Source organism: Antrihabitans stalactiti, from assembly GCF_012932915.1.
Taxonomy (GTDB): domain Bacteria; phylum Actinomycetota; class Actinomycetes; order Mycobacteriales; family Mycobacteriaceae; genus Antrihabitans; species Antrihabitans stalactiti.
Genome location: NZ_VCQU01000014.1, coordinates 138,991 through 160,143, shown reverse-complemented (window position 1 = coordinate 160,143; position 21,153 = coordinate 138,991). Strand labels below are relative to the sequence as shown.

Below are 21,153 nucleotides of genomic sequence, written 5' to 3'. Positions count from 1 at the left end.
TGCACACCCTAGCTAGTTCGAGAGCTGACTGCCGCTATCTACGTCGTGTTCAGTTGATGTGGATACCAGTAGCGAAGATTGTGTCTGCATCCAGCGATCCGTCCGACCGCGACGTGCCGTTGGCCACGATCGAATCGCCCGTCTTCAAATCCGAAACCTTGTTCGCCGACAGCCCGATCACTTTCGTGCTGCTCGACGTGTGAATCGTCTTCGGCTTGCCGTCGGTGGAATCGATCACGATCGTGTCGCCGCTGACCGAGGTGATCGATCCGATTTCGACACCGATGCCGCCGAGGTCGGGGAGATTCGGCAGGCTCAGGCTCGGGAACGAGAGGTCGGTTGGCAGCGCGATCGAGGGCGGGGTCTTGCTGCCGGACTTCGGGTTCGTCGTCCTCGCGCTGCTGGTGCCCGTTGCCGTATCCGACGAGTCCGATCCACCGAGCAGCACGGCCGCTGCAACTCCGCCCACCAGCAGCAGGGCAACCACACCGGCGATGGCGATCCACAACCCCGTCCGCTTCGGCTTCTGCGGGGGTTGCTGCTGGTACGGCGGCTGGAACTGACCGGGCGGAACCTGGCCGGGAGGTCCGTACTGGTACGTCGCGCCGGGTGTGGGGTTGTACGGATCAGCGCCGTAAGGATTCGCGCTGCCCTCGTCCGTCGGGTAGGCCCCGTAGGGTCCAGCGGTCGGGAAAGACTGCGTTGGATTCGGCCCAGCCTGGCCGTACGCTTCGTACGGATTCGACGTGTGCTGCGGGGCCCCCGGATTACCGAACTGCGCAGTCGGCTCGTTGGGCGGCGGAGGGCCGCCCGGCTGACCTTGCCACGGCTCGTTCGGATTCGTCATAGAAACAGGGTATGCGCTTTGACCCTCGTGAGTCTTTTCGGAGTCCAGGGACTCCAAAAAGACTCACAACCGGTTCGGGTCAGCTCCGTACCATCGCTCTGGTGGGACGACCCCCGGCGCATTCAGTGGACGACTTCATCGACGCGGCCGTTCGCCTGTTCGCAACAGGCGGTGCGCGCGCGGTGACGATGTCGTCGGTGGCGCGCGAAGTCGGCGCCCCGAGCGGGTCGATCTATCACCGGTTCGCCGACCGACCAACCTTGCTCTCTGCGGTGTGGCTACGCACGACTCGCCGTTTCGAACGCGGGCTGGGCGAGGTCCTCGAGGCCAGGCCGCCCGTCGAATCGGCGATTGCGGCTTGCGGCTGGACGGTCGACTGGTGCCGCGAGAACGTCCAGCAAGCAATCGTCCTGCATGCAGGGGCCAGGGCTTTCTCACCCGAGACGTGGCCTGCGGATGCTCGAGAAGCGCTGGCGGCGCACAACGCCGCATTGAACAGCCGGATTGTTCAGCTCGCGCGTGACCTGGCGGCCGAGACCGGACGCCGCTCCGACGAGGTCGCGTTCACGCTGTTCGACCTTCCGCTCGCGGTAGTGCGCCGCTACCTGGTGAGCGGCGATCCGCCACCAGCGCGGGCGACGAGCTTGGTGACGAGGCTCGCTCGCCGGATCTTGGCGGAGGGGTAGCTCGTAGGCGAGCATGCCGTCGTGCCAGCCGTATCGACCAGCGGGGAACATCGACGTCAACATGTTCCGCACCGCGTGGTTCTCAGGTAACACGGACGCCTCGAAGTCGGTAACTCCCGCGCGGCAGGCCAGCGGAGTGAGCTGCCCGATCAGGCGGCGCGCGACGCCTTTGCGGTGCCAGCTGTCTGCCACGATGACGGCCAGTTCCGCTCGCGACGGATCTGCGGACCGCACGAACTCGGCGATTCCGATTACCAGTCCGCCACATACCGCAATCACGGCCTCGTGCTGGTCGTGGTCGAGGTTGCGGAGCTGGCGCAGGAAGCCCTGCGGCAGCACCGGCACCCCGGCGAAGAACCGGTAGTAAAGCGACTGGACCGATAGGTCGGCCGACATCTGCTCGACCAACACGACATCGTCGGCTCGCATCGGCCGGATCGCGATCTGCTCGACAGTGTGCAACATCTCCAACACCCCCGCATTACTAGGGACTTCTCTCTAAAAGGAGAGAACGTCCGCGAGGTGCAGAAAAGTTCACCTGCACAGAAAAAGAATGTGAGTCTTTTAGGAGTCCAGGGACTCCTAAAAGACTCACGAGGGTCAGCCGATCAGTTGAGGGTCAGGCCGCTGCCGTCCTCGGTGACGCCGACCGTGACCGTGTCACCGTCGTGGATCTCACCGCCGAGCAACTTCTTGGCCAGCTGATCACCGATCGCTTGCTGGACCAGCCTGCGTAGCGGGCGGGCACCGTAGACCGGGTCGTAACCACGGACCGCCAGCCAGAACCGCGCGGATGGCGAGACCTCGAGCTGCAGCCGCCGAGCGGCGAGACGCTTCTGCAGTTGCTCGAGCTGGATCTCGACGATCGCTTCCAACTGCTCCTCGTTGAGGGGGTGGAAGATCACGACGTCGTCGAGCCGGTTGATGAACTCCGGCTTGAACGCGGACCGAACCGCCAGCATCACCTGGTCCTTGTCGCCACCAGCGCCGAGGTTCGACGTGAGGACGAGGATGGTGTTGCGGAAGTCGACCGTTCGGCCTTGACCGTCGGTGAGCCGACCTTCGTCGAGCACCGCGAGCAAGATGTCGAACACGTCCGGGTGCGCCTTCTCGACCTCGTCGAACAGCACGACCGTGTAGGGCCGACGCCGAACGGCTTCGGTCAACTGACCACCCTGGTCGTACCCGACGTATCCGGGCGGAGCACCGACCAACCGTGCGACCGAGTGCTTCTCGCTGTACTCGCTCATGTCGATGCGAACCATCGCCCGCTCGTCGTCGAACAGGAAGTCCGCCAATGCTTTTGCGAGCTCGGTCTTTCCGACGCCGGTCGGGCCGAGGAACAGGAACGAGCCGGTCGGCCGGTTCGGGTCCGAGACACCGGCACGCGCCCGCCGAACCGCGTCCGAAACAGCTTGCACAGCTTCGGTTTGCCCGACCACGCGACTGCCGAGCACGTCTTCCATGCGGAGGAGCTTGGCGGTCTCGCCTTCGAGCAACCTGCCCGCGGGAATACCGGTCCATGCCGCGACGACGTCGGCTACATCGTCCGGGCCGACCTCCTCTTTCAGCATGACCTCTTCCTGCATACCGCTGACTTCGGTTTTGGTGGCAAGCTCTTTCTCCAGCTTGGGAATTCGGCCGTAGCGCAACTCCGCCGCCTTGCCGTAGTCGCCATCGCGCTCGGCTCGCTCGGATTCGCCACGTAGCGTCTCCAGCTGTTCTTTCAGGGTGCGGACGTCGTCGATCGCCTTCTTCTCGTTCTGCCACCGAGTGTTGAGCTGGCTCAGCTTCTCCTGGAGGTCGGCGAGTTCTTGGCGCAACCTGTCGAGGCGCGCCTTGGACGCCGCGTCGGTCTCCTTGGCCAGCGCGACCTCCTCGATCTCGAGTCGCCGAACCGAACGCTCGACTTCGTCGATCTCGACTGGACGCGAATCGATTTCCATCCGCAGCCGCGAGCCGGCCTCGTCGACGAGGTCGATTGCCTTGTCCGGCAGGAACCGCGACGTGATGTAGCGATCACTGAGGGTTGCCGCGGCGACGAGCGCCGAGTCGGTGATACGCACGCCGTGATGCACCTCGTAGCGCTCCTTGAGCCCACGGAGAATGCCGATCGTGTCTTCCACCGACGGTTCGCCGACGAACACCTGCTGGAAACGACGCTCCAGTGCGGCGTCCTTCTCGATGTGCTTGCGGTATTCCTCGAGGGTGGTCGCGCCGACCATGCGCAGTTCGCCACGAGCAAGCATCGGCTTGATCATGTTGCCTGCGTCCATCGCGGATTCGCCGGTTGCGCCTGCTCCGACGATGGTGTGCAACTCGTCGATAAAGGTGATGATCTCGCCCGCAGAGTTCTTGATGTCGGCGAGGACGGCCTTCAACCGCTCCTCGAACTCACCACGATACTTCGCGCCCGCGACCATCGAACCGAGGTCGAGGGAGACAAGCGTCTTGTCGCGCAACGACTCCGGGACATCGCCCGCAACGATCCGTTGCGCCAGGCCCTCGACGATCGCAGTCTTGCCGACGCCGGGCTCGCCGATGAGGACCGGGTTGTTCTTCGTACGCCTCGACAGCACCTGCACGACGCGACGGATCTCGGTATCGCGCCCGATGACGGGATCGAGTTTGCCCGATCGGGCGAGCTCGGTCAGGTCGGTCGAGTACTTCTCCAGCGCCTGGTAGGTGCTCTCAGGATCTTGGCTGGTCACCCTGGCGCTGCCGCGGACGGCCGTGAAAGCTTCGCGCAGTGCGACCGGAGTCGCGCCGTGGCCGCTGAGCAGCTTGGCGACGTCGGAATCACCGCTCGCCAGGCCGACAAGCAAGTGCTCGGTGGAGACGTACTCGTCGTCGAGTTCGGTCGCCAGGTGCTGTGCAGCCGTGATGGCCGCGAGCGCCTCGCGACCGAGTTGCGGAGTCGTGGTCGCACCGGTCGCCCGAGGCAACCGATCGACGATCGCCTGGCCTTCCTTTCGCACGACGGCAGGATCGACTGCGACGGCCTTCAATAGTGGGGCAGCGATGCCGTCTGTCTGATCCAGCAACGCCACCAACAGGTGCGCCGGACGAATGTCCGGGTTACCGGCGGACGATGCCGCCTGCAGGGCAGCGGTCAGCGCTGCCTGAGTCTTAGTGGTGGGGTTGAACGAGTCCACTAGTCACCCTCTTTCTTCAGTCTTCTCAATCGTCAGGTCTACCGGATTGCTTCGGTAGGGAACTTGGTCATTGATTCCAACGCTCCAAAGGTTGAGTCTGTTCCGCTCAACTATAGAAAATTTCTGCGATCTGTGAAGCAGACTGGAAGTTCATCGCAGTTGTCCAAAACGGGGAAGAAGTATGTAACTGTTCTTGATTTGCAAGATCTGGTCTGTTTATGCTCTGTGGGTACCGCTACCTGGTACCGCCGTCACTCTTTGCGAACCGCATCGAGTTGTCGATTCGGTTGTGCAGTAAGACAAGTGGCCGACCACGCTAGCCTGCCACCGTCGGGGGCACCCGAACTCTCATTCATCGGCGCGGCCGTCGGGGGCGTGCCGATGAATGTAGGCGATCACCCAGCAGCACGGTGGCGAACAGCGAAGACTCCACAATGCCCATCGAAGTTGGCCGCTGCCGCGATTCGGCGATAATGTAGCGCTCGTCGTCACAGTGGAGCCGGCGACTTTCCTCTTCCGGTTATTGCAGAGGAGTTCTGTTTCGTGAACTTGCGTGCGATCGCGCTCGTGCGCTCCAACTTTCGAACGGTGACTGCCTCACCCACAGGCGCGAACCGCCTTGCAAACCTGTTCTACCGGAATTTGTTCGGCGAGAATCCGATCCTGCGGCAGCTGTTCCCCGCCGGTATGGACATGCAGCGCGACAAGTTCGCTGCCGCACTGGTATTCCTGGTCGACAGCCTCGACGACGAAGAACGGATCGTCGGGTTTCTTCGCCAACTCGGCCGAGATCATCGCAAGTACGGCGTCGAAAGCACCCACTACCCAGCCGCGGGCCGCGCACTGTACGAAGCGCTGCGGACCTACACCGGTCATGCGTTCTGGACGGATTCGATCGACGCCGCGTGGATCGAAGTCCTCGAACTGATCGTCGACGCAATGGCCGCGGGCGCCGAATCCGACGACATGCCTGCCCAGTGGGACGCGACGGTCGTCGGACACCAGCGCGTGCTCGACGACCTCGCGATCATCCGCCTTCGCTGCGACACACCGGTCCCGTACGAAGCCGGCCAATATCTGCCGGTGCGGATTCCACAACGCCCACGAATGTGGCGATACCTATCGCCGGCGATCCCGTGGAACGACGCCGGTGAGATCGAGTTCCATGTCCGCCGGATATCGGGCGGCTGGGTCAGCCCGTCGATGGTCAACGAAACGCAGGTCGGGGATCGCTGGTCGCTCGGCGCGCCGCTCGGCGGCCTGCGCATCAACCAGCACAGCGGCGACGACGTGCTGATGATCGGTTCCGGGACGGGACTGGCACCGTTGCGCGCCCAGGTCATGGAACTGACCGCCCGCGGCACCAACCCGCGCGTCCACCTGTTCGTCGGCGGCCACCACCCGTGCGATCTCTATGACATGTACACGATGTGGCAGCTCGCGATGACCAATCCGTGGCTGACGATCGTGCCCGTGTGCGAGACCGAAACCGACCCCTGGTGGCACAACGCGCCGCCGATCGAGATGCCCGAAGGCCTGCACCAGCGACTGACCGGACCGATCGGCAAGATCGTCGCCAGCTTCGGCTCGTGGGCGGACCGCCAGATCCAGATAGCCGGATCGCCGCAGATGATCAGAGACACCATCGCCGCCCTCGTCGAAGGCGGCACGCCGATCGGCAACATCACCCACGATCCGGTCTGACCCGAAAAGGATCGAATCAGTGTGGAATTCGACGGTCGTTGAGCACCACCGACTTCGCCATGACCTTGCGGTCGTGCGATTGATCGGCGATGTCGTGCCGTTCGTCGCAGGTCAGTCGGTGTCGGTCACCATCCCGGCGCATCCGTTGATCAGCAGGCGACTCTCCCCCGCCTTGCCGCCCTCCCTCGACGGCAAGCTCGAGTTTCACGTCCGCGCGGTCCCCGCGGGCTGGATGAGCGGATCGATCGTCACCGAAACGCGCCCAGGAGACGTCTGGACGATCACCGAACCCGCAGGTCAGCTTCGCGTCGACGACTCGAATCGAGACGTCGTGGCGATCGCAGGCGGCACCGGTCTGGCGCCGATTCGTGCGCTGATTCTGAACCTGGCACGCCGTGCCGCACCGCCCCGTGTCTTCCTGTTCATCGGCGGACGCTCCCCACGCGATCTCTACGCCTCCGACATGTTGTACCTGCTCGCGGCGGATCTGCCATGGCTGACCGTGATCCCGGTCGTCGAGCACGTCGACGACCCAACGTGGCCGGACGAATGGTACGAACGAACAAGAGTGGACGTGGGCTTCACGCCCGACGATCTCCTCGAAGGCACGCTCGCCGATGTCGTCGGCGCTCACGGAAAACTCAGCGATCACCAAGTGCTGGTCTGCGGTTCACCCGCGATGACCCGCACGACGATCGAACGCTTACGGGCCACCGGAACGCCGATGGACAACATCCACTACGACCCGTTCTGAGCCGACGGACCGCTCAGTACAGCGGGTCGTGCCGAATGTTCTTGGTCGGCGTGCCGCCGGCCATCAGCCGGAACTTCGTGGTCTGGACCATCGACGGCGACCCGGCGATCTGGATGTCGCGATCCGACCAGGCACCGAGGCCGGCAACGACACGGCCGATCTGGCCGGTGATCTTCCGATGCATGCCCGGAGCCGAAAAGTCTGGCACTTCGGGGTGCCACCAAGGGTTTTCGTCGTTTTCGACAACCGGTGTGACGGTGAGCCACGGGTTGGTCAGCGACAACTGCCAGAGCATCTCGAGATCGTAGAGGTCACACGGATGGTGGCCGCCGACGAAGACGTGGACGCGCGGGTTGGACCGCCGGTGCGACATTTCCAGCACCTGGGCTCGCAAAGGCGCGATGCCGGTGCCGCAGCCGATCATGAGCATGTCGCGGTCGTTGCTGCCTGCGACGCCGAGGGAGCCGAGCGGAGATCCGAGCAGCCACTGATCGCCGACCTGGGTGTGGCCGACGATCGACGGGCTCACCCAGCCGCTGGAGACGCCACGAATATGAAACTCGATCTCGCCGTTCTCGTTGGCCGGGTTCGCGGGCGAAAGGTAGCGCCACATCCGCGGACGCGACGGAATCTGGACACTCACGTACTGCCCGGCCTCGTAGTGCATCGGCTGATTCAGCTGTAGCCGGACGATTGCCAGATTTCGCAGAATCTCTCGATGCTCGACGACGGTGCCGCCCCACACCGGCGGGTCGGACTCGTTGGCCGCAGCCCCGAGCATCGTCGACGCGATGACACCGATCGCGTCCTGCCAGGCCGCGTCCACCTCTTCGGTCCAAATTTCGGTACCCGCGAAGTTGCGCAGTGCCTTGATCAGCGAACCGCCCACGGCAATGTAATGAGCCTTCTGTGCCCCGTATTTACGGTGATCTTTTCCGAGCTGAGCGAGGAACGGCAAAAGATTGTCCGGATCCTCCAGCCGGTCCACGACGTAGGCAAGCGCCTTCACCAATCGGTCGCGCTGCGTCTCCATCGCGGCAGGAAAGAAATCCCGCGCACCCGGGTAGTCGGTGAACAAAATCGCATAGAACGAGCTGGTCAACCGCCCTGGACCGTCGTCCGTGGCCAAAACAGCCTTGAACGTCGTTCTGACAAGCGAGATCACTCTCGAATCCATTGGCGCACACCTTTTTTCGCGCTCGATCGCTACCCACGTGGGCGTTGGGGATAGCGGGCTCACCCGGCAGATGCCGACTGGTTTCCGGGGAAGTCTATGCGAGAATTCTGAGCAAAGGAATCCTGCCTCACACCCCGCGAGTGTCATCCACCGACCTGGACGTCCCTCCGCAACCAGCTGGCGAACGACCATTCGAGACATAGTTCGACCCACGCGGCCATTGCCTTCAGGGACGAGTCGCCGTACCGTGTCAGGGCCTTTTCGGACGATCCTGCCGGCGATCCGATCGACACCGAGCGCGACTGCAGACTGCACGAATGTGTCGATTTCTACGCCCAGCCAGAGCTCGCTCATCTCTCGGCGAACCGAGGAAACGACGTCATTCGACAATTCGAATCAATCGGATCCTATGTCCACACGACCGAAGAACTCCTGGTCGGAGCCAAACTTGCGTGGCGCAACCACGCACGCTGTGTCGGCCGCAAACATTGGCGGACACTCGAGCTCATCGACGCCCGCGACGCGGTAACTGCCGATGAACTCGCACAGGCGTGCTGGGAGCATGTGCGCATGGCGACGAACGGCGGCGCCCTGCAATCGGTGATCACCGTCGGCCCGCCTCCGCTCCCCGCCGGACGCGAGTTCCGGATCCTCAGCCCGCAACTGATCCGCTATGCGGGATATCGCAATGCAGACAGCTCGATCACCGGCGACCCCGCGCACGTCGATATCACCGAAGTGTGTCTGCGGCTGGGCTGGAAGGAGTGGCACGCGGTGCCAGCCGTCGTGAACATGGATCTCGACGAGCTCTGACCGGGGTTGTCCTGTCACGTAACTCCACGCGCGGCTGCGCCGATACTCGCCGGTCCGACGAATTCCGTGGCACCATCGCCAGTGGGGCGAGAATCGAGGAGTCCGATGACTGATCCGGTATCGAAGCCGATAATCGTGGTCGGCGAGCTGCCGACCGCAACGCCGAACCCACTGGGGCGCACGGTAATAGCCGACATGGTGGTGGCAAAGATCGTAGGCATCGCAACCCGCGAAATCAGCGGCGTTCGCGATGTGGGCGGCGGCGCCGCGCGTGTGGTGGGCCGTCTACGCGACTCGATTCCGAGTGCGCGTACCAATCTGTCGCAAGGTGTCTCGGTCGAAGTCGGCGAGCACCAAACAGCCGTCGACATCGGGATCGTGGCCTACTACGGCACGGCGATCCATGAGCTCGCGGCAGCGATCCGGCGAAACGTGATCAGCGCGGTCGAGCGAATGACCGGGCTGGAAGTGACCGAAGTGAACATCACGGTCCACGACGTCTACTTCGAGGGCGAAGACGAGGGGGCTGATCTCCCGCTCGATCCGGGCAAACCGAGGGTCCGGTGAACGACACCGCCCGGCTGCTGGCCCAGGCTGCAATGCAGGTCGAAGGGGTCGCCGGGTTGCACCGCGGCGAGTTCGGCGAGGTCGCGACCTATCTGCCCGGCGAACAGATCGCCGGCGTGCGACTGGGCGAATCCGTCGGCGAGATTCACCTCATCACCGACCTTCGGCGTAACGTCTGGACCGTCGCCGAGGAAGTCCGCGCTGCGGCCGAGCAGATCGCCGGAATGCCGATCATCGTGACCGTCGAAGATGTTGTAACTGAGGAACAAAGCGATGAGTAACGCGACACTGGGATTGTTTGCGGGCCTGCTGCTTGCGATTGCGGGAATCACCGGCGGTTTCGGGGGCTTCCTGTTCGCGGTGGTCCTCGGCGGGCTCGGTCTCGCCGTCGGCGCGCATCGCGATGGATCGATCGATCTCGGCGCGTTGCTGCGGAGCCGCGGTCGTGGCTGAGCTCGATCCTCTCGAGCTCGTCGACCCTGGTGAGCGAGGCACACTGACGATCCGAAATCGCGCTGCGATCCGGATCGTCGAACTCGTAGCGCTCGACGTCCCCGGCGTCGTTCGATCCCGTACTGCGGTCGGATCCGTCACCGGACGCCACCTCCCCCGGGCCGTCGTCGACATGACTCCCGAGCAGCCCAACATTCGCGTCGATATCGCGGTCAGTTGGCCGAGCCCGATCGCAACGTTGTGCAAACAGGTCCGCAGCCATGTTGTGGGCGAGGTCGCGCGGCTGACCGGCAGGTATCCGTCTCGCGTCGACGTCGCCGTGATTGCCGTAGTCGCAGACACCGACGCAGAGATCGGTGCTGAAATCTCGTGATCGAGTCCGATGGCAGGCAATTCGATCCTGTTGCCAAGCCCGCTGCGAGGTGGGTCGCGCTCGGCATCGCCTTCGTGCTCCTGGCGGTCGCAGCAATCTGTGGGCGCGAGTTTCTCATCGAACGCAACGCGGTTCCCGGACCGCCGTGGATTCGCAACGCCTTCGAATGGATCAGCAGGCTCGCGTGGCAAGGTTGGATGCTGCCGGTCGCAGTCGCTGCCGCCGTTCTCGGCGCCGCACTGCTCGTGATCGCCGTCAAACCGCGCGCTGCGACGCACCTACGAACATCGGGAACTCCTACCATCTGGTTTCGGCCGACCGACGCCGCCCGGATCAGCAGCTGGGCCGCACTTCACGTCGACGGGGTCAGGCGTGCCGAAACGCAGATCGTGCGCCGCCGGGCGACCGTACGGGTCCGCACCGATGGGCGCGAGCCCGGCGCGCTGGCCGAAGCGGTACGGTCCGCTGTCGGCAAGGCGTTGGCCGAGCTTGCCGAACCACCAACGGTCACAGTGACAATCGAACGTCCGGCGGCCCGATGAGGCGAAGCACAAGCAACGTCGACCGGCTCGTGACGGCAGCAATCGCCATCGTGTTACTGGGCGCCGGGATCTTCACGATTGCGTGGCGGCTGGACGTGGCCCTCGCGAACAAAGCAATAGCGCACGCCAGTCCACGCTGGTATGCGCTTGCTCCACAACAGAATTGGTGGGATTGGACGATCGGCGCGATCGCGATCGGTGCGTTCGTGCTCGGAATGTGGCTCTTGCTGGCCAATCTGCGCCGAAATCGGCTCAACGCAGTCGAACTCGATGGCACCGGCGCCAACGGCACCTTGACGGTCAACGTCGGTCAGGTCGGTAACGCGGTTGCCGCAATGCTCGAGCGCCACCCCGTCGTGCATTCGGCATCGGCGAGGTCCGAGCTGGATCGCGGCCGCCGGACCCTGCGGATCACTATCGTCACCGGTCCGGAAGCATCGATTCCGCTGGTCCGGCGACTAGCCGCCGAGACGGCAGCCGACATCGGCACCGCGCTCAGCGGTGCCGATGTGACTACTCAAGTGTTCGTGCGTATCGCGGGCTGAGTGCCCCACTGATCAGCGACGATTCTTCGGCTGCCAGACCACGAGTGCAGTGCTGCGCGGAACCGGCACCAGATCGCGGCGATAGCTCGCGTGCAGAGCCGCGATCTCCGCAGCCATCTCCTCGATCCGGTGCTGCAGCGCCGAGACCTGATTGGTGAGCTCGATGATCCGTTTGATCCCGGCGAGGTTGACACCCTCGTCCTGCGAGAGCCGCTGGACCTCGCGGAGCAGCGCTACATCATGAGCTGAATAGCGCCGCCCGCCGCCCGAAGTGCGTTGGGGCGTAACCAAGCCGAGCCGGTCGTACGTGCGAAGGGTCTGCGCATGCATACCTGCCAGCTCGGCCGCGACCGAGATGACGAACATCTGCGCCTCGGTGTGCGAGCTCGACGCTTTCTTCGGCTTGTCGGTCATAGCTACACCTCCTAGGCCCCTGCCCAGCCAGCACGAGGATCGAAACCGCTCGCGCGCTCGGCCTCGCCGTACGCTTTCAACGCTTCCGCTGCCGCAGGATTGAGTGATTGCGGGACAGCAACTTTCACTGTCACCAACAGGTCACCCGCACCGCCGGACCGCTTCGGAACACCACGGCCACGCACTCGCAGAATGCGGCCGTCGACTGTGCCGGCAGGCACCTTGACGCCCACGCGGCCATCGAGAGTAGGCACCGACACTGTTGTGCCCAAAACCAATTCGGAGTACGCAACCGGAAGCACCAGGGTCAGGTCGTCGCCGACGCGGCCGAAGACTTTGTCGGCCTTGACGTGGACGGTGACGTAGAGGTCGCCCGAAGGCGCACCACGCAGCCCTGCCTCGCCTTGACCGGCCAGCTTGATGCGCTGACCGTCGTTGACACCCGGTGGAACTCGCACGGTGATCGTGCGTGTCCGGTTCTGGATTCCGGTGCCGTGGCAATCGGTGCACGGATCGTCGATGATCGATCCGCTGCCACGGCAGTCGTCACACGGCTCACTGAAGCCGAACGCGCCCTGATTGCGGCTGACGATCCCGGTTCCGTTGCAGCGCGGGCACACCCGCGGGCTGGTTCCCGGTTTCGCGCCACTGCCGTGGCACGTGGTGCACGGCGACGGACTGGTCATCCGAAGCGGGACCGTGACGCCTTGGGCTGCCTCGCGGAAGCCGAGGGTCGTCTCGGTCTCGACATCACTTCCCCGGCGCGGCCGGGAAGTGCCCGCCCTGGGAGTGCCGCCGCGGTTGAACAAACCGCCCAACAGGTCGCCGAGGCCGGTGTCGCTGGCGTAGTTGGTCGCGTTGCCGAACAGGTCGCCGATATTGAACTCGGCACCGAATCCGCCTGTGCCGGGGGTGAAGCCGCCACCGCGACCGAACCCACCACCGCCACCCGCAAAGAGCTTGCGGGTCTCGTCGTATTCCTTGCGCTTCGCAGCGTCCGACAACACGGCATTCGCCTCGCTGACGGCTTTGAATCGCTCCTCGGCCTTGGCGTCACCGGGGTTCTTGTCGGGATGCAGGCTCGACGCAAGTTTGCGGTAGGCCTTCTTGATCTCGTCCTGAGACGCGTCGGAGGAGACACCCAACTCCTTGTAGAAATCCTTTTCGATCCACTCACGTTGACTCATCGGGCATCTCCTCCTCTCGCGTATCTAACTTCAGCGTTGTTCGGGATCGGCATCGGTCTTGATCTCCGACGATTGGACCGTATCCGAAGACGCGACCTCCGTCGGCGATCCTGCGACCGCGTCCGACACCTGGTCAGTGACAGTCACCATCGCGTGCCGCAGCACTCGGTCGCCGATGCGGTAGCCCTTGCGGAATACCGAACCGATCACCGGGTCCCGCCCCTCGCCGTCGTGCTGTACAGCCTCGTGCAGCGTCGGGTCGAACGGCTCGCCCTCGGCACCGAATTCCGCTACGCCTTGCTTTTCCAGCAAGCCGATCAGCTTCGCAGCGACAGCCTTCATCGGGCCCGACTCGAGATCGCCGTGCGATCGCGCACGCTCGAGATCGTCGACGACCGCGAGCAACTCAGCCACGACCGAGGCTTTCGCCGCTTCGATCGTCGCCTTCTTGTCACGCTCGACCCGACGCCGGTAGTTGGTGTACTCGGCCTGCAATCGCTGGAGATCGCCAGTGCGCTCCGCCAGCTCCTGCACCGCCGGGTGCTCGACGTCGACCCCTTCGGACGCCGGCCCGGCGCCCGCCGCGGAGAACTCCGCAGCGGACTCCGTGTCCGGTTCCCTTATCTCGCCCGTCTCCGGGTCGATCTTCCGGTTGTCGACGATCGTGACCGGTTCGTCGTAGTGCTCGTCACTCACTGCTTGCCCAAGTCGATCGGCTCGTCAACAACCTCCGCGTCCACCACCTGGTCGTCTTCGGGCGCCCGGTGTGCGCCGCCGTCTTCGGCAGCACCATCACCGGAAGCAGCGGACTCCGCAGCGGTGGCCTCGTAGATCGCCTGACCCACGGCCTGTGACTCGGTGGCCAGCTTCTCGACCGCCGTCTTGACTGCAGCGATGTCGGTGCCTTTGAGCGACTCGTTGACCTCGGCGATGGCAGCCTCGACCCGCGACTTGACGTCGGCCGGGACCTTCTCGTCGTTCTCCTTCAAGAACTTCTCGGTCTGGTACACCAGCGATTCGGCCTGGTTACGAGCATCGGCCTCGTCGCGACGCGCCTTGTCTTCGTCGGCGTGCGCTTCGGCGTCCTTGATCATCCGCTCGATGTCTTCCTTGGACAGACCGGACCCGTCCTGGATCTTGATCTTGTTTTCCTTGCCGGTGCCCTTGTCCTTCGCGGTCACGTGCACGATGCCGTTGGCATCGATGTCGAAGGTGACCTCGATCTGGGGGACGCCGCGCGGAGCCGGCGGAAGACCGGTCAGCTCGAACGAGCCGAGCAGCTTGTTGTGCGACGCGATTTCGCGCTCACCCTGGAAGACCTGGATCTGCACGGACGGCTGATTGTCGTCTGCCGTGGTGAAGGTCTCGGACCGCTTCGTCGGGATCGTGGTGTTGCGCTCGATGAGCTTGGTCATCACGCCACCCTTGGTCTCGATGCCGAGGGACAGCGGCGTGACGTCGAGGAGCAGAACGTCCTTGACCTCACCCTTGAGCACACCGGCCTGCAGTGCGGCACCGACGGCCACGACCTCGTCCGGGTTCACGCCCTTGTTGGGCTCACGACCACCGGTCAGTTCGCGGACCAGGTCCGAGACGGCGGGCATACGGGTCGAGCCACCGACGAGCACGACGTGATCGATCGCGGAGACCGGGATGCCGGCGTCCTTGATGACGTTCTGGAACGGCGCACGAGTGCGGTCCAGCAGGTCGGACGTGATCTTCTGGAACTCGGCGCGCGTGAGCTGCTCGTCGAGGAACAGCGGGTTCTTGTCCGCGTCGACCGTGATGTACGGCAGGTTGATCGAGGTGCTCTGGCTCGAGCTGAGCTCGATCTTCGCCTTCTCGGCAGCCTCACGCAGACGCTGCAGCGCCATCTTGTCCTTGGTCAGGTCGATGCCCTGGCTGGCCTTGAACTTCTCGACGAGCCAGTCGACGACGCGCTGATCCCAGTCGTCACCACCGAGGTGGTTGTCACCGGAGGTCGCGCGGACCTCGACGACACCCTCGCCGATTTCCAGCAGCGACACGTCGAACGTGCCGCCACCGAGGTCGAACACGAGAATGGTCTGCTCTTTGTCGCCCTTGTCCAGGCCGTATGCCAATGCGGCAGCGGTCGGCTCGTTGACGATGCGGAGCACGTTGAGACCGGCGATCTGGCCGGCTTCCTTCGTGGCCTGACGCTGTGCGTCCTCGAAGTATGCGGGGACCGTGATGACGGCATCCGTGATGTCTTCGCCCAGGTACGCCTCTGCGTCACGCTTGAGCTTCATCAGCACACGGGCGCTGATTTCCTGCGCGGTGTACTGCTTGCCGTCGATATCCACCGACCAGTCGGTGCCGATGTGGCGCTTGACCGAGCGGATGGTGCGATCGACGTTCGTGACCGCCTGGTTCTTTGCAGGCTGTCCAACGAGCACCTCGCCGTTCTTGGCGAAGGCGACTACTGACGGCGTTGTACGTGAGCCCTCGGAATTGGCGACCACTACCGGTTCGCCGCCCTCCAGGACGGAGACAACCGAGTTGGTGGTTCCGAGGTCGATGCCAACGGCACGAGCCATTTGTGTTCCTCCCTATCGTTGCGGGCCGCAAGGGTTGCGCGTCCGCATTTGTACGCTGTGTTTGATGCTGAGCGTGGTGCGCTCAATCTTGCCCGGATCCGACCTTCTTCGTCAAACCCAAACTTGAGTCGCCTGCACTCAACACAGTCAAGCGTTCCAACGGCGCCGTTTGCGGATTTGTTCCCGCGCCCCAGAATTTTTTGGCGAGTCGCCAGGTTCGGTCCCTGCTCAACCCTCAGAGAAGGCCTTCAGCACTCCTCGCCGCAGCCGCGCAGGCCTTGGCCGAGAACTGGTCGAGCATCGGGTGACCCGCCCGCGCGCGCCACTTGCGGACCGCGGCGACCGCAGCCGCACGAACCTCACCCGGATCAGCGTCCGGCCCCAGCCCCAGCCGAGTGCGCGCATCGATACCCGAGCCACCGATCATGCGCGTGAGCTCTGCCACCTCGGATTCAGGAAGCGCAGTCTGGGTGGTCCGTAGCCTGCCGAGCAAACGAAGTTCGGCGAATCCGTGTACATCCGAGAGCATTCGGCGAGCCGCCGCCAGAATCGGCTCCGCCGCAGCGGAGCTGCTGCTCGGCTGACTCGTCAACACCCGCTCCAGCGCAACAAGAGCGGAATGCGTCTTGAGTTGCTCTGCGCGCTGGCCGAATTGGACATCGATCACGGCGCGAAGCTCGTCGAGCCCGCTGCGTTCGACCAATTGTGCTGCCAATGTCGGCGAGTCATGTGCGCCGAGTCGAATGAGTGTGATTGCCAGTCGAATTCCAAAGAGCCCGAATCGCCGGACCAAGGAAGCGCGCGTCGGGCCGTCGACCGGCAACGGCGAATCCGGCCGAGCGAACCGGTCTGCAGACAGCAGGGCAAGCTGCAAATCGTCGACCGGCGCCTGGGCGAGCGCCTCGAAAGCTGCGAACTCGCTCTCCCGCAGTGTCCTCGCCGCGAAAGCAAGCAGACCCGCGACAGGAATAACGGCCTGGCACAATCCGGTTCGCTCCAGCTCGGTGGAAAAACGAACCGCCATCTCCTTGGCAGACAGCATCGCGTCGATGCGACCGGCACCGACCTCGTCCGCCCGGGAGACCACGCCGATGACGCCCAGCGGACCGGATTCGGCGCCGACGTGCGCTCCGATCTGACGGAGGAACGCCACATCGGTCGCGCTGAGGCTGCGCAACAGATAGACGACCGCGTCGGCACCCGACGCGGCATTCTCAGGAGTGAGCAGTTCGAGCGTTCGGGCCGAAACATCGTGCGACAACGACGAAGTGCCCGGTGTGTCGATGATGGTGCGCTCGGCAAGCGCACTCGCAGGCCACTCGACCTCGAGGTGATCGACTTGCTTGGCCGTGAGCGTCCCGAGGTCGAAGGTCAGACCGCCGTCACGCCTGCGGACCGGGACATTCGCGCGTCGATCGCTGTCATGCACCGCGGTGACCGTCGGCGTCGGACCGTTGCGGTACCACGTGACGACGCGCGTGCACTCGGTGGCGTCGGTAGGCGCAACATCTTGCCCGACAAGGGCATTGAGCAGCGTCGACTTGCCTGCTTTCAGTGAACCGGCGAGTGCGACCCGCAGCGGCTGATCGAGCCGTCGCCCGCACTCGTCGAGCGCAGCTCGGACCGCGGGGTCGTTGTCGAAGGCGCGCCGAGCCGCGAGAACCAATGCGCGGGCTTCGTCGACGGAAGAGCGTTGCTGCATGCGGGTCATCCAACCACCGGAGTCGAGGAACGGCCCCCAGGCAGAACATGATCCGACCGCACGCGAAGCTGGGCGAGTACCCGCAACTGTTGTTCCAACTCGGCTCCACGCTGCGCTCGACGCGACGACTCGATCGTCGCGGCCTCTTGCGCGGCACGCAACGACTCGTTCACCGATCGCAGCGTCTGCTCGGCGATCTCTGTGAAGTGGTCCCGGAGCAAGCGTTGGATCTGGCGCAGCCGGTCCTTCGACTCTTTGTTGGCTGCGAAGCTGACATCTTCGACGAATCGGCGGATCGCGATCTTCGCGTCGTTGCGCCGACGCAGGAGCCGTTGCTCTTTGTCGTCGCGAAATGCCTTGGTACCGAGCACGACTCCGGCGCCGATGGAGATCGGATTGATCAGCGTCAGCCCAGCCAACGTCGTCATCATCCCGAACATCAGGACGCCGCCGTAGCTGCCCCGCATGCCGACAAGTACTTTCTGGCCGATGCCGATTCGTCCGGAATCGAGGTCGCCGAGCGATTCGACAGGCTCGAGCATGTCATCGAGACTGTGCTCATCGATGTGCGGCAGAGCGACAGATCCGGTCTCAGCGAAATGTTCGGCAACCTTGCGACCCAACCACGCCGCGCGCTCGTGCGCCCAGACGAAGTTGTCGCCGATCGCCGACCCGATCTGCTCGGTGAGCCACTCGCCCACTTCGTCCCAGCGTTCGCCGGGATCGTTGGCGTCGACCCATTCTTCGGCCTCACGGGTGACTCGCCGCAGCCGGTCGCGCAGGTCGTGATCGATATCGGCAGCGAGGTCGGTGATTCCGTCGCCGAGCGTTTGCTGCCACAACGACGTTCGCCGGTGCAACTCTTCGGCAGCGACCTTTGCTCGCTGCAGTTCGCGCACCGCAGCAGCACCTTTCACCGGATCACGCAGTGCAGCAAGCTCACTGCCCAGAGCGAGGGTCAAATGTTCTGCAGTGGAACGCACATCGAGGGCAACCGCATCGCCGACGTTCTGATCCGCGCGGGCCACCACCTGCTCACGCAAGAACGAAAACAGCTCGACGAACCCTGATTCGGCGTTGAGGTCCTTGTCCTGCAACCGCACTGCATGCGATCGCAAAAGCGAGGAAATCGGAAACAACGGAACGGCGAGCTTCGCACGATCGAGGTGCTCACGATCGGCCTCGACCACCGAGCGCCAATGCGGGTACAGGTCTGTCTTGCTGACCAAACATGCGACGGCCGGACACAATCCGGTCACCTGACGGATGAAGTTCACTTCGGGATCAGTCAGTTCGGTCGACGCGTCCGAAAGCACCAGCACTGCGTCGGCGGCAGGAATCAAGCTGAGAACGCTTGCCGCATGCGGGTTTCCGTGCCCACCCACCCCAGGCGTATCGATCACCACCAATCCCTCGCTGAGCAGCGGACTGGCAACTCCGATCTCGAGCCGCAGCACATCCCGGCCCTGCGCGAGCGGCGAGGTCGGGGTAATCGTCGTCACCTGCTCGAACGGCACGTCGACCCGCTTCGGTTCCGAACCAGGTTCGGCCAGAACAAGTTCAGCGCTCGGCGCGGCCGCGTACTGGACCAGCGTCGGTACCGCGGTGGTTTCGTCGTCACCGACCGAGCAGACCGTGACGTTGAGGAACGAGTTGACGAACTGGCTCTTGCCCTGTTTGAGCGGACCGACAACCACGATTCGCCTGCGTGGGTCGAGCACGCGTTCCTTGGTCGCCGCGAGTCGCCGGACCAAGTCGCCGCGGCCTGCGGATTCCGCTACCGCTGTCGTTTCGTCGAGCAGAGTCGCCAGCGCGGTGGCCGTTGCCGACCGAGGCTGTCGAGCCTGCGCCACTGGACTGTTCACGCCTATCCCCTGACCACTTTTCTTATCCGGCGCGACGACGCTAGCCCGGTACGGCTCCTACCGCCGCACCGGCCTGCGTCGTTACAGCTGTTCTGTCAGTGGACGTCGTGCTCGGCGGCGAATCCGGCGTCGTGCGTACCACTGCCTTCCACGGTAGCGGCCGCTCCGCTGGTGCCGTCGGCGAACAGCGAGGTTTCCATCGCCGAGCTGTGGTCCATCGACCCGGACAGGGCGGTCGACGAGTCCGACACGAAGTTGCTCGACGAGTTGCCGAAGATGTTGGCATCGACACCCGACCAGGTGTTGGTCGCCGCATGGGTGGTCGAGTCGATTGCTGCCGCGCTCGATGCATCGGCACCAGCGTGGGAGTCGAACCCGAGGTCTGCGTTGCCTTGTCCAGCCGTCGTGAGCGAGTTCGTGAACTGGCTGCCGAATTCACCGACGCCGGTGAGGTCGGTTTGCGCACCACTGACCGCACCCAGCCCAGCGCCGAGCGTGGAGTCGACGTGACCGCCCAGATCACTCGCGGTGCCGAGACCGGCGTCGACCGCGGTATGCAGGTCCGTGGTAGCCGCACTGGTCACAGCGCCGGTCGCGGCCGGGACACCGAGGTCGCCGCCGAGATTGCCGCCGAGGCCGAGGTCGCCGCCCAGGTTGAGGTCGAGGTTGCTGCCCAGATCGGCGGCAGGTGCAACGTTCGACGAAAGCGCAGCGTCGAACGCCGAGGTCAGGCCGGTCTGCGCGTCCGCGCCGAGGCCGAGCGCATTGGAGATGGTGGAACCGATCGAGGACGCGACCGTGGCATCGACGTTGTCGGCCGCACCCGCGTCCAGCCCGAGGTTGCCGCCGAGGTTCGAATCGACCGTCGACTGCAGAAGCGCTCCGAGCGAAGCACCGACATCTGCGCCTGCGTCGCCGCCGACACCCAACGCCGATTGCAGCAAGGTCGTCAGCTGGCCCTGCGTTGCGAGGACCTGGTTGATGTCTACGGCACCGGTGGCTGCTCCGACACTCTGGAGGGCAGTGTTCAACGATGTCGACAGGTTCGTCAGCAGATCGGCATTAGCGCCGAGCGATCCGCCGAGCGCGGTCGCGACTGCCGTTCCGAAGTCCGTGCCTGCACCAAGGTCGAGTCCACCGCCGAGTCCTAATCCGCCGCCGAGTCCCAGGCCGCTGTCGATTCCGGTGCCGACGGCGAGACCGGCGTTCGACGCCGCCTCGATTGCAGTGCCCAGCGCGGTTGCCAGCTGCACGCCCGCCGCACCGCCGGCTCCGAGCGCCGAGGACAACGCTGCTGCCAAGTCGATGCCCCCGCCAGCGCCAAGGTCCCCACCGAGGTTTCCGCCAAGGTTTCCGCCGAGGTTTCCGCCGAGATTGCCGTCGCCCACCGCGACCGTGCCGAGACCGAGTCCGGTACCGAGACCGACTCCGGTGCCCAGGCCGAGTCCGGTCCCGAGACCGAGCCCGGTCGAGCCACCGACGGTGCCGATGCCGGTTGTGCCGAGGCCGACTGTGCCCGCGGCCGCGGTGCCGAGGTCAGCGTTGAGAATCGTCGAGAGTCCGGTACCGCTGGTGCACAGAGCAGACTCGGCAACCATCGGAGCCACAGCAACGATGTCGGCGTGGCTGACGTCGGTCAGCCCTGCCGCGTGCAGTGCAGCTGTGGGGTTCGCGCAGTAGCTTGCAGCAGCCTCGTCGCTGCGCAACAGGTTAAGGATGAACTCGAGTACGGCGTTCTGTGTCATGGAATTCGACTCCTGATATCGGGCCGCAATTGCCGCGGCGGTGACTGAAAGCCACGGTATTGGCCC

At 64.4% G+C, this 21,153-nt stretch carries 19 protein-coding genes and 2 pseudogenes; 10 read left to right on the top strand and 11 right to left on the bottom strand.

The window, feature by feature from the left end; translation table 11 throughout:
- Positions 1-49: 49 nt before the first annotated feature.
- Positions 50-847 carry a hypothetical protein gene (locus tag FGL95_RS29535; RefSeq protein WP_169594116.1) on the bottom strand — a complete coding sequence of 266 codons (798 nt, stop codon included), beginning with the start codon at positions 845-847 and terminating at the stop codon, positions 50-52.
- Between the two features lie 11 nt (positions 848-858).
- On the opposite strand from FGL95_RS29535, the pseudogene FGL95_RS32810 reads away from it, so the two are divergent.
- Positions 859-1,110, top strand: a pseudogene (locus FGL95_RS32810) (helix-turn-helix domain-containing protein); the annotation flags it as partial.
- Positions 1,111-1,281: 171 nt separating this feature from the next.
- Here the strand turns inward: FGL95_RS32810 and FGL95_RS32595 are convergent.
- Together FGL95_RS32595 and clpB are read right to left on the bottom strand one after the other, a co-directional pair.
- A complete protein-coding gene (locus tag FGL95_RS32595) occupies positions 1,282-1,998 on the bottom strand; it encodes a GNAT family N-acetyltransferase (protein WP_240963407.1) in 717 nt (238 codons plus the stop codon).
- A 143-nt stretch (positions 1,999-2,141) separates the two neighbouring features.
- Complete coding sequence (gene clpB / locus FGL95_RS29520) at positions 2,142-4,688, bottom strand: ATP-dependent chaperone ClpB (RefSeq protein WP_169594110.1); 2,547 nt, start codon at positions 4,686-4,688, stop codon at positions 2,142-2,144.
- A gap of 543 nt (positions 4,689-5,231) precedes the next feature.
- Between clpB and FGL95_RS29515 the strand changes: the two genes are divergently transcribed.
- Complete coding sequence (locus FGL95_RS29515) at positions 5,232-6,392, top strand: globin domain-containing protein (protein ID WP_169594108.1); 1,161 nt, start codon at positions 5,232-5,234, stop codon at positions 6,390-6,392.
- 10 nt (positions 6,393-6,402) lie between these two features.
- On the top strand, positions 6,403-7,146 hold the full coding sequence (locus FGL95_RS29510) for an FAD-binding oxidoreductase (protein ID WP_169594165.1): 744 nt from the start codon (positions 6,403-6,405) through the stop codon (positions 7,144-7,146).
- A gap of 13 nt (positions 7,147-7,159) precedes the next feature.
- Here the strand turns inward: FGL95_RS29510 and FGL95_RS29505 are convergent, their stop codons facing one another.
- On the bottom strand, positions 7,160-8,323 hold the full coding sequence (locus FGL95_RS29505) for a globin domain-containing protein (protein WP_169594106.1): 1,164 nt from the start codon (positions 8,321-8,323) through the stop codon (positions 7,160-7,162).
- A 285-nt stretch (positions 8,324-8,608) separates the two neighbouring features.
- Here FGL95_RS29505 and FGL95_RS29500 point away from each other — a divergent pair.
- The 7 genes and pseudogenes from FGL95_RS29500 to FGL95_RS29470 all read left to right on the top strand — a co-directional run.
- Positions 8,609-9,127: pseudogene (locus tag FGL95_RS29500) on the top strand (nitric oxide synthase oxygenase); the annotation flags it as partial.
- 114 nt (positions 9,128-9,241) lie between these two features.
- Positions 9,242-9,703: an Asp23/Gls24 family envelope stress response protein gene (locus FGL95_RS29495; protein WP_169594104.1), complete on the top strand. Its 462-nt coding sequence runs from the start codon at positions 9,242-9,244 to the stop codon at positions 9,701-9,703.
- The gene (locus FGL95_RS29490; protein ID WP_169594102.1) at positions 9,700-9,984 is read left to right on the top strand and encodes an Asp23/Gls24 family envelope stress response protein; all 285 of its coding nucleotides are present in this window, start codon (positions 9,700-9,702) and stop codon (positions 9,982-9,984) included. The genes FGL95_RS29495 and FGL95_RS29490 overlap by 4 nt, the downstream gene beginning before the upstream one ends.
- Positions 9,977-10,156, top strand: a complete 180-nt coding sequence (locus FGL95_RS29485; RefSeq protein WP_169594100.1) for a DUF2273 domain-containing protein — start codon at positions 9,977-9,979, stop codon at positions 10,154-10,156. The genes FGL95_RS29490 and FGL95_RS29485 overlap by 8 nt, the downstream gene beginning before the upstream one ends.
- Positions 10,149-10,529 (top strand): Asp23/Gls24 family envelope stress response protein, encoded by a 381-nt coding sequence (locus FGL95_RS29480; protein WP_169594098.1) that lies wholly within the window; start codon positions 10,149-10,151, stop codon positions 10,527-10,529. The genes FGL95_RS29485 and FGL95_RS29480 overlap by 8 nt, the downstream gene beginning before the upstream one ends.
- Positions 10,526-11,071 (top strand): DUF6286 domain-containing protein, encoded by a 546-nt coding sequence (locus FGL95_RS33065; RefSeq protein ID WP_169594096.1) that lies wholly within the window; start codon positions 10,526-10,528, stop codon positions 11,069-11,071. The genes FGL95_RS29480 and FGL95_RS33065 overlap by 4 nt, the downstream gene beginning before the upstream one ends.
- A complete protein-coding gene (locus FGL95_RS29470; protein ID WP_169594094.1) occupies positions 11,068-11,616 on the top strand; it encodes an Asp23/Gls24 family envelope stress response protein in 549 nt (182 codons plus the stop codon). The genes FGL95_RS33065 and FGL95_RS29470 overlap by 4 nt, the downstream gene beginning before the upstream one ends.
- A 12-nt stretch (positions 11,617-11,628) precedes the next feature.
- On the opposite strand, the gene FGL95_RS29465 is transcribed toward FGL95_RS29470, so the two are convergent.
- The 7 genes from FGL95_RS29465 to FGL95_RS29435 form a co-directional block, all read right to left on the bottom strand.
- On the bottom strand, positions 11,629-12,030 hold the full coding sequence (locus FGL95_RS29465) for a heat shock protein transcriptional repressor HspR (RefSeq protein WP_169594092.1): 402 nt from the start codon (positions 12,028-12,030) through the stop codon (positions 11,629-11,631).
- Positions 12,031-12,041: 11 nt separating this feature from the next.
- On the bottom strand, positions 12,042-13,217 hold the full coding sequence (dnaJ, locus tag FGL95_RS29460) for a molecular chaperone DnaJ (protein ID WP_169594090.1): 1,176 nt from the start codon (positions 13,215-13,217) through the stop codon (positions 12,042-12,044).
- Positions 13,218-13,247: 30 nt separating this feature from the next.
- Positions 13,248-13,913 carry a nucleotide exchange factor GrpE gene (gene grpE, locus FGL95_RS29455; protein ID WP_169594088.1) on the bottom strand — a complete coding sequence of 222 codons (666 nt, stop codon included), beginning with the start codon at positions 13,911-13,913 and terminating at the stop codon, positions 13,248-13,250.
- Complete coding sequence (gene dnaK, locus FGL95_RS29450; RefSeq protein ID WP_169594086.1) at positions 13,910-15,775, bottom strand: molecular chaperone DnaK; 1,866 nt, start codon at positions 15,773-15,775, stop codon at positions 13,910-13,912. The genes grpE and dnaK overlap by 4 nt, the downstream gene beginning before the upstream one ends.
- Positions 15,776-16,010: 235 nt before the next feature.
- Positions 16,011-17,477 (bottom strand): dynamin family protein, encoded by a 1,467-nt coding sequence (locus FGL95_RS29445; protein WP_169594084.1) that lies wholly within the window; start codon positions 17,475-17,477, stop codon positions 16,011-16,013.
- 5 nt (positions 17,478-17,482) lie between these two features.
- Positions 17,483-19,288 carry a dynamin family protein gene (locus FGL95_RS29440; RefSeq protein ID WP_206072445.1) on the bottom strand — a complete coding sequence of 602 codons (1,806 nt, stop codon included), beginning with the start codon at positions 19,286-19,288 and terminating at the stop codon, positions 17,483-17,485.
- A 149-nt stretch (positions 19,289-19,437) separates the two neighbouring features.
- Positions 19,438-21,087 (bottom strand): IniB N-terminal domain-containing protein, encoded by a 1,650-nt coding sequence (locus FGL95_RS29435; RefSeq protein WP_169594082.1) that lies wholly within the window; start codon positions 21,085-21,087, stop codon positions 19,438-19,440.
- Positions 21,088-21,153 lie beyond the last annotated feature (66 nt).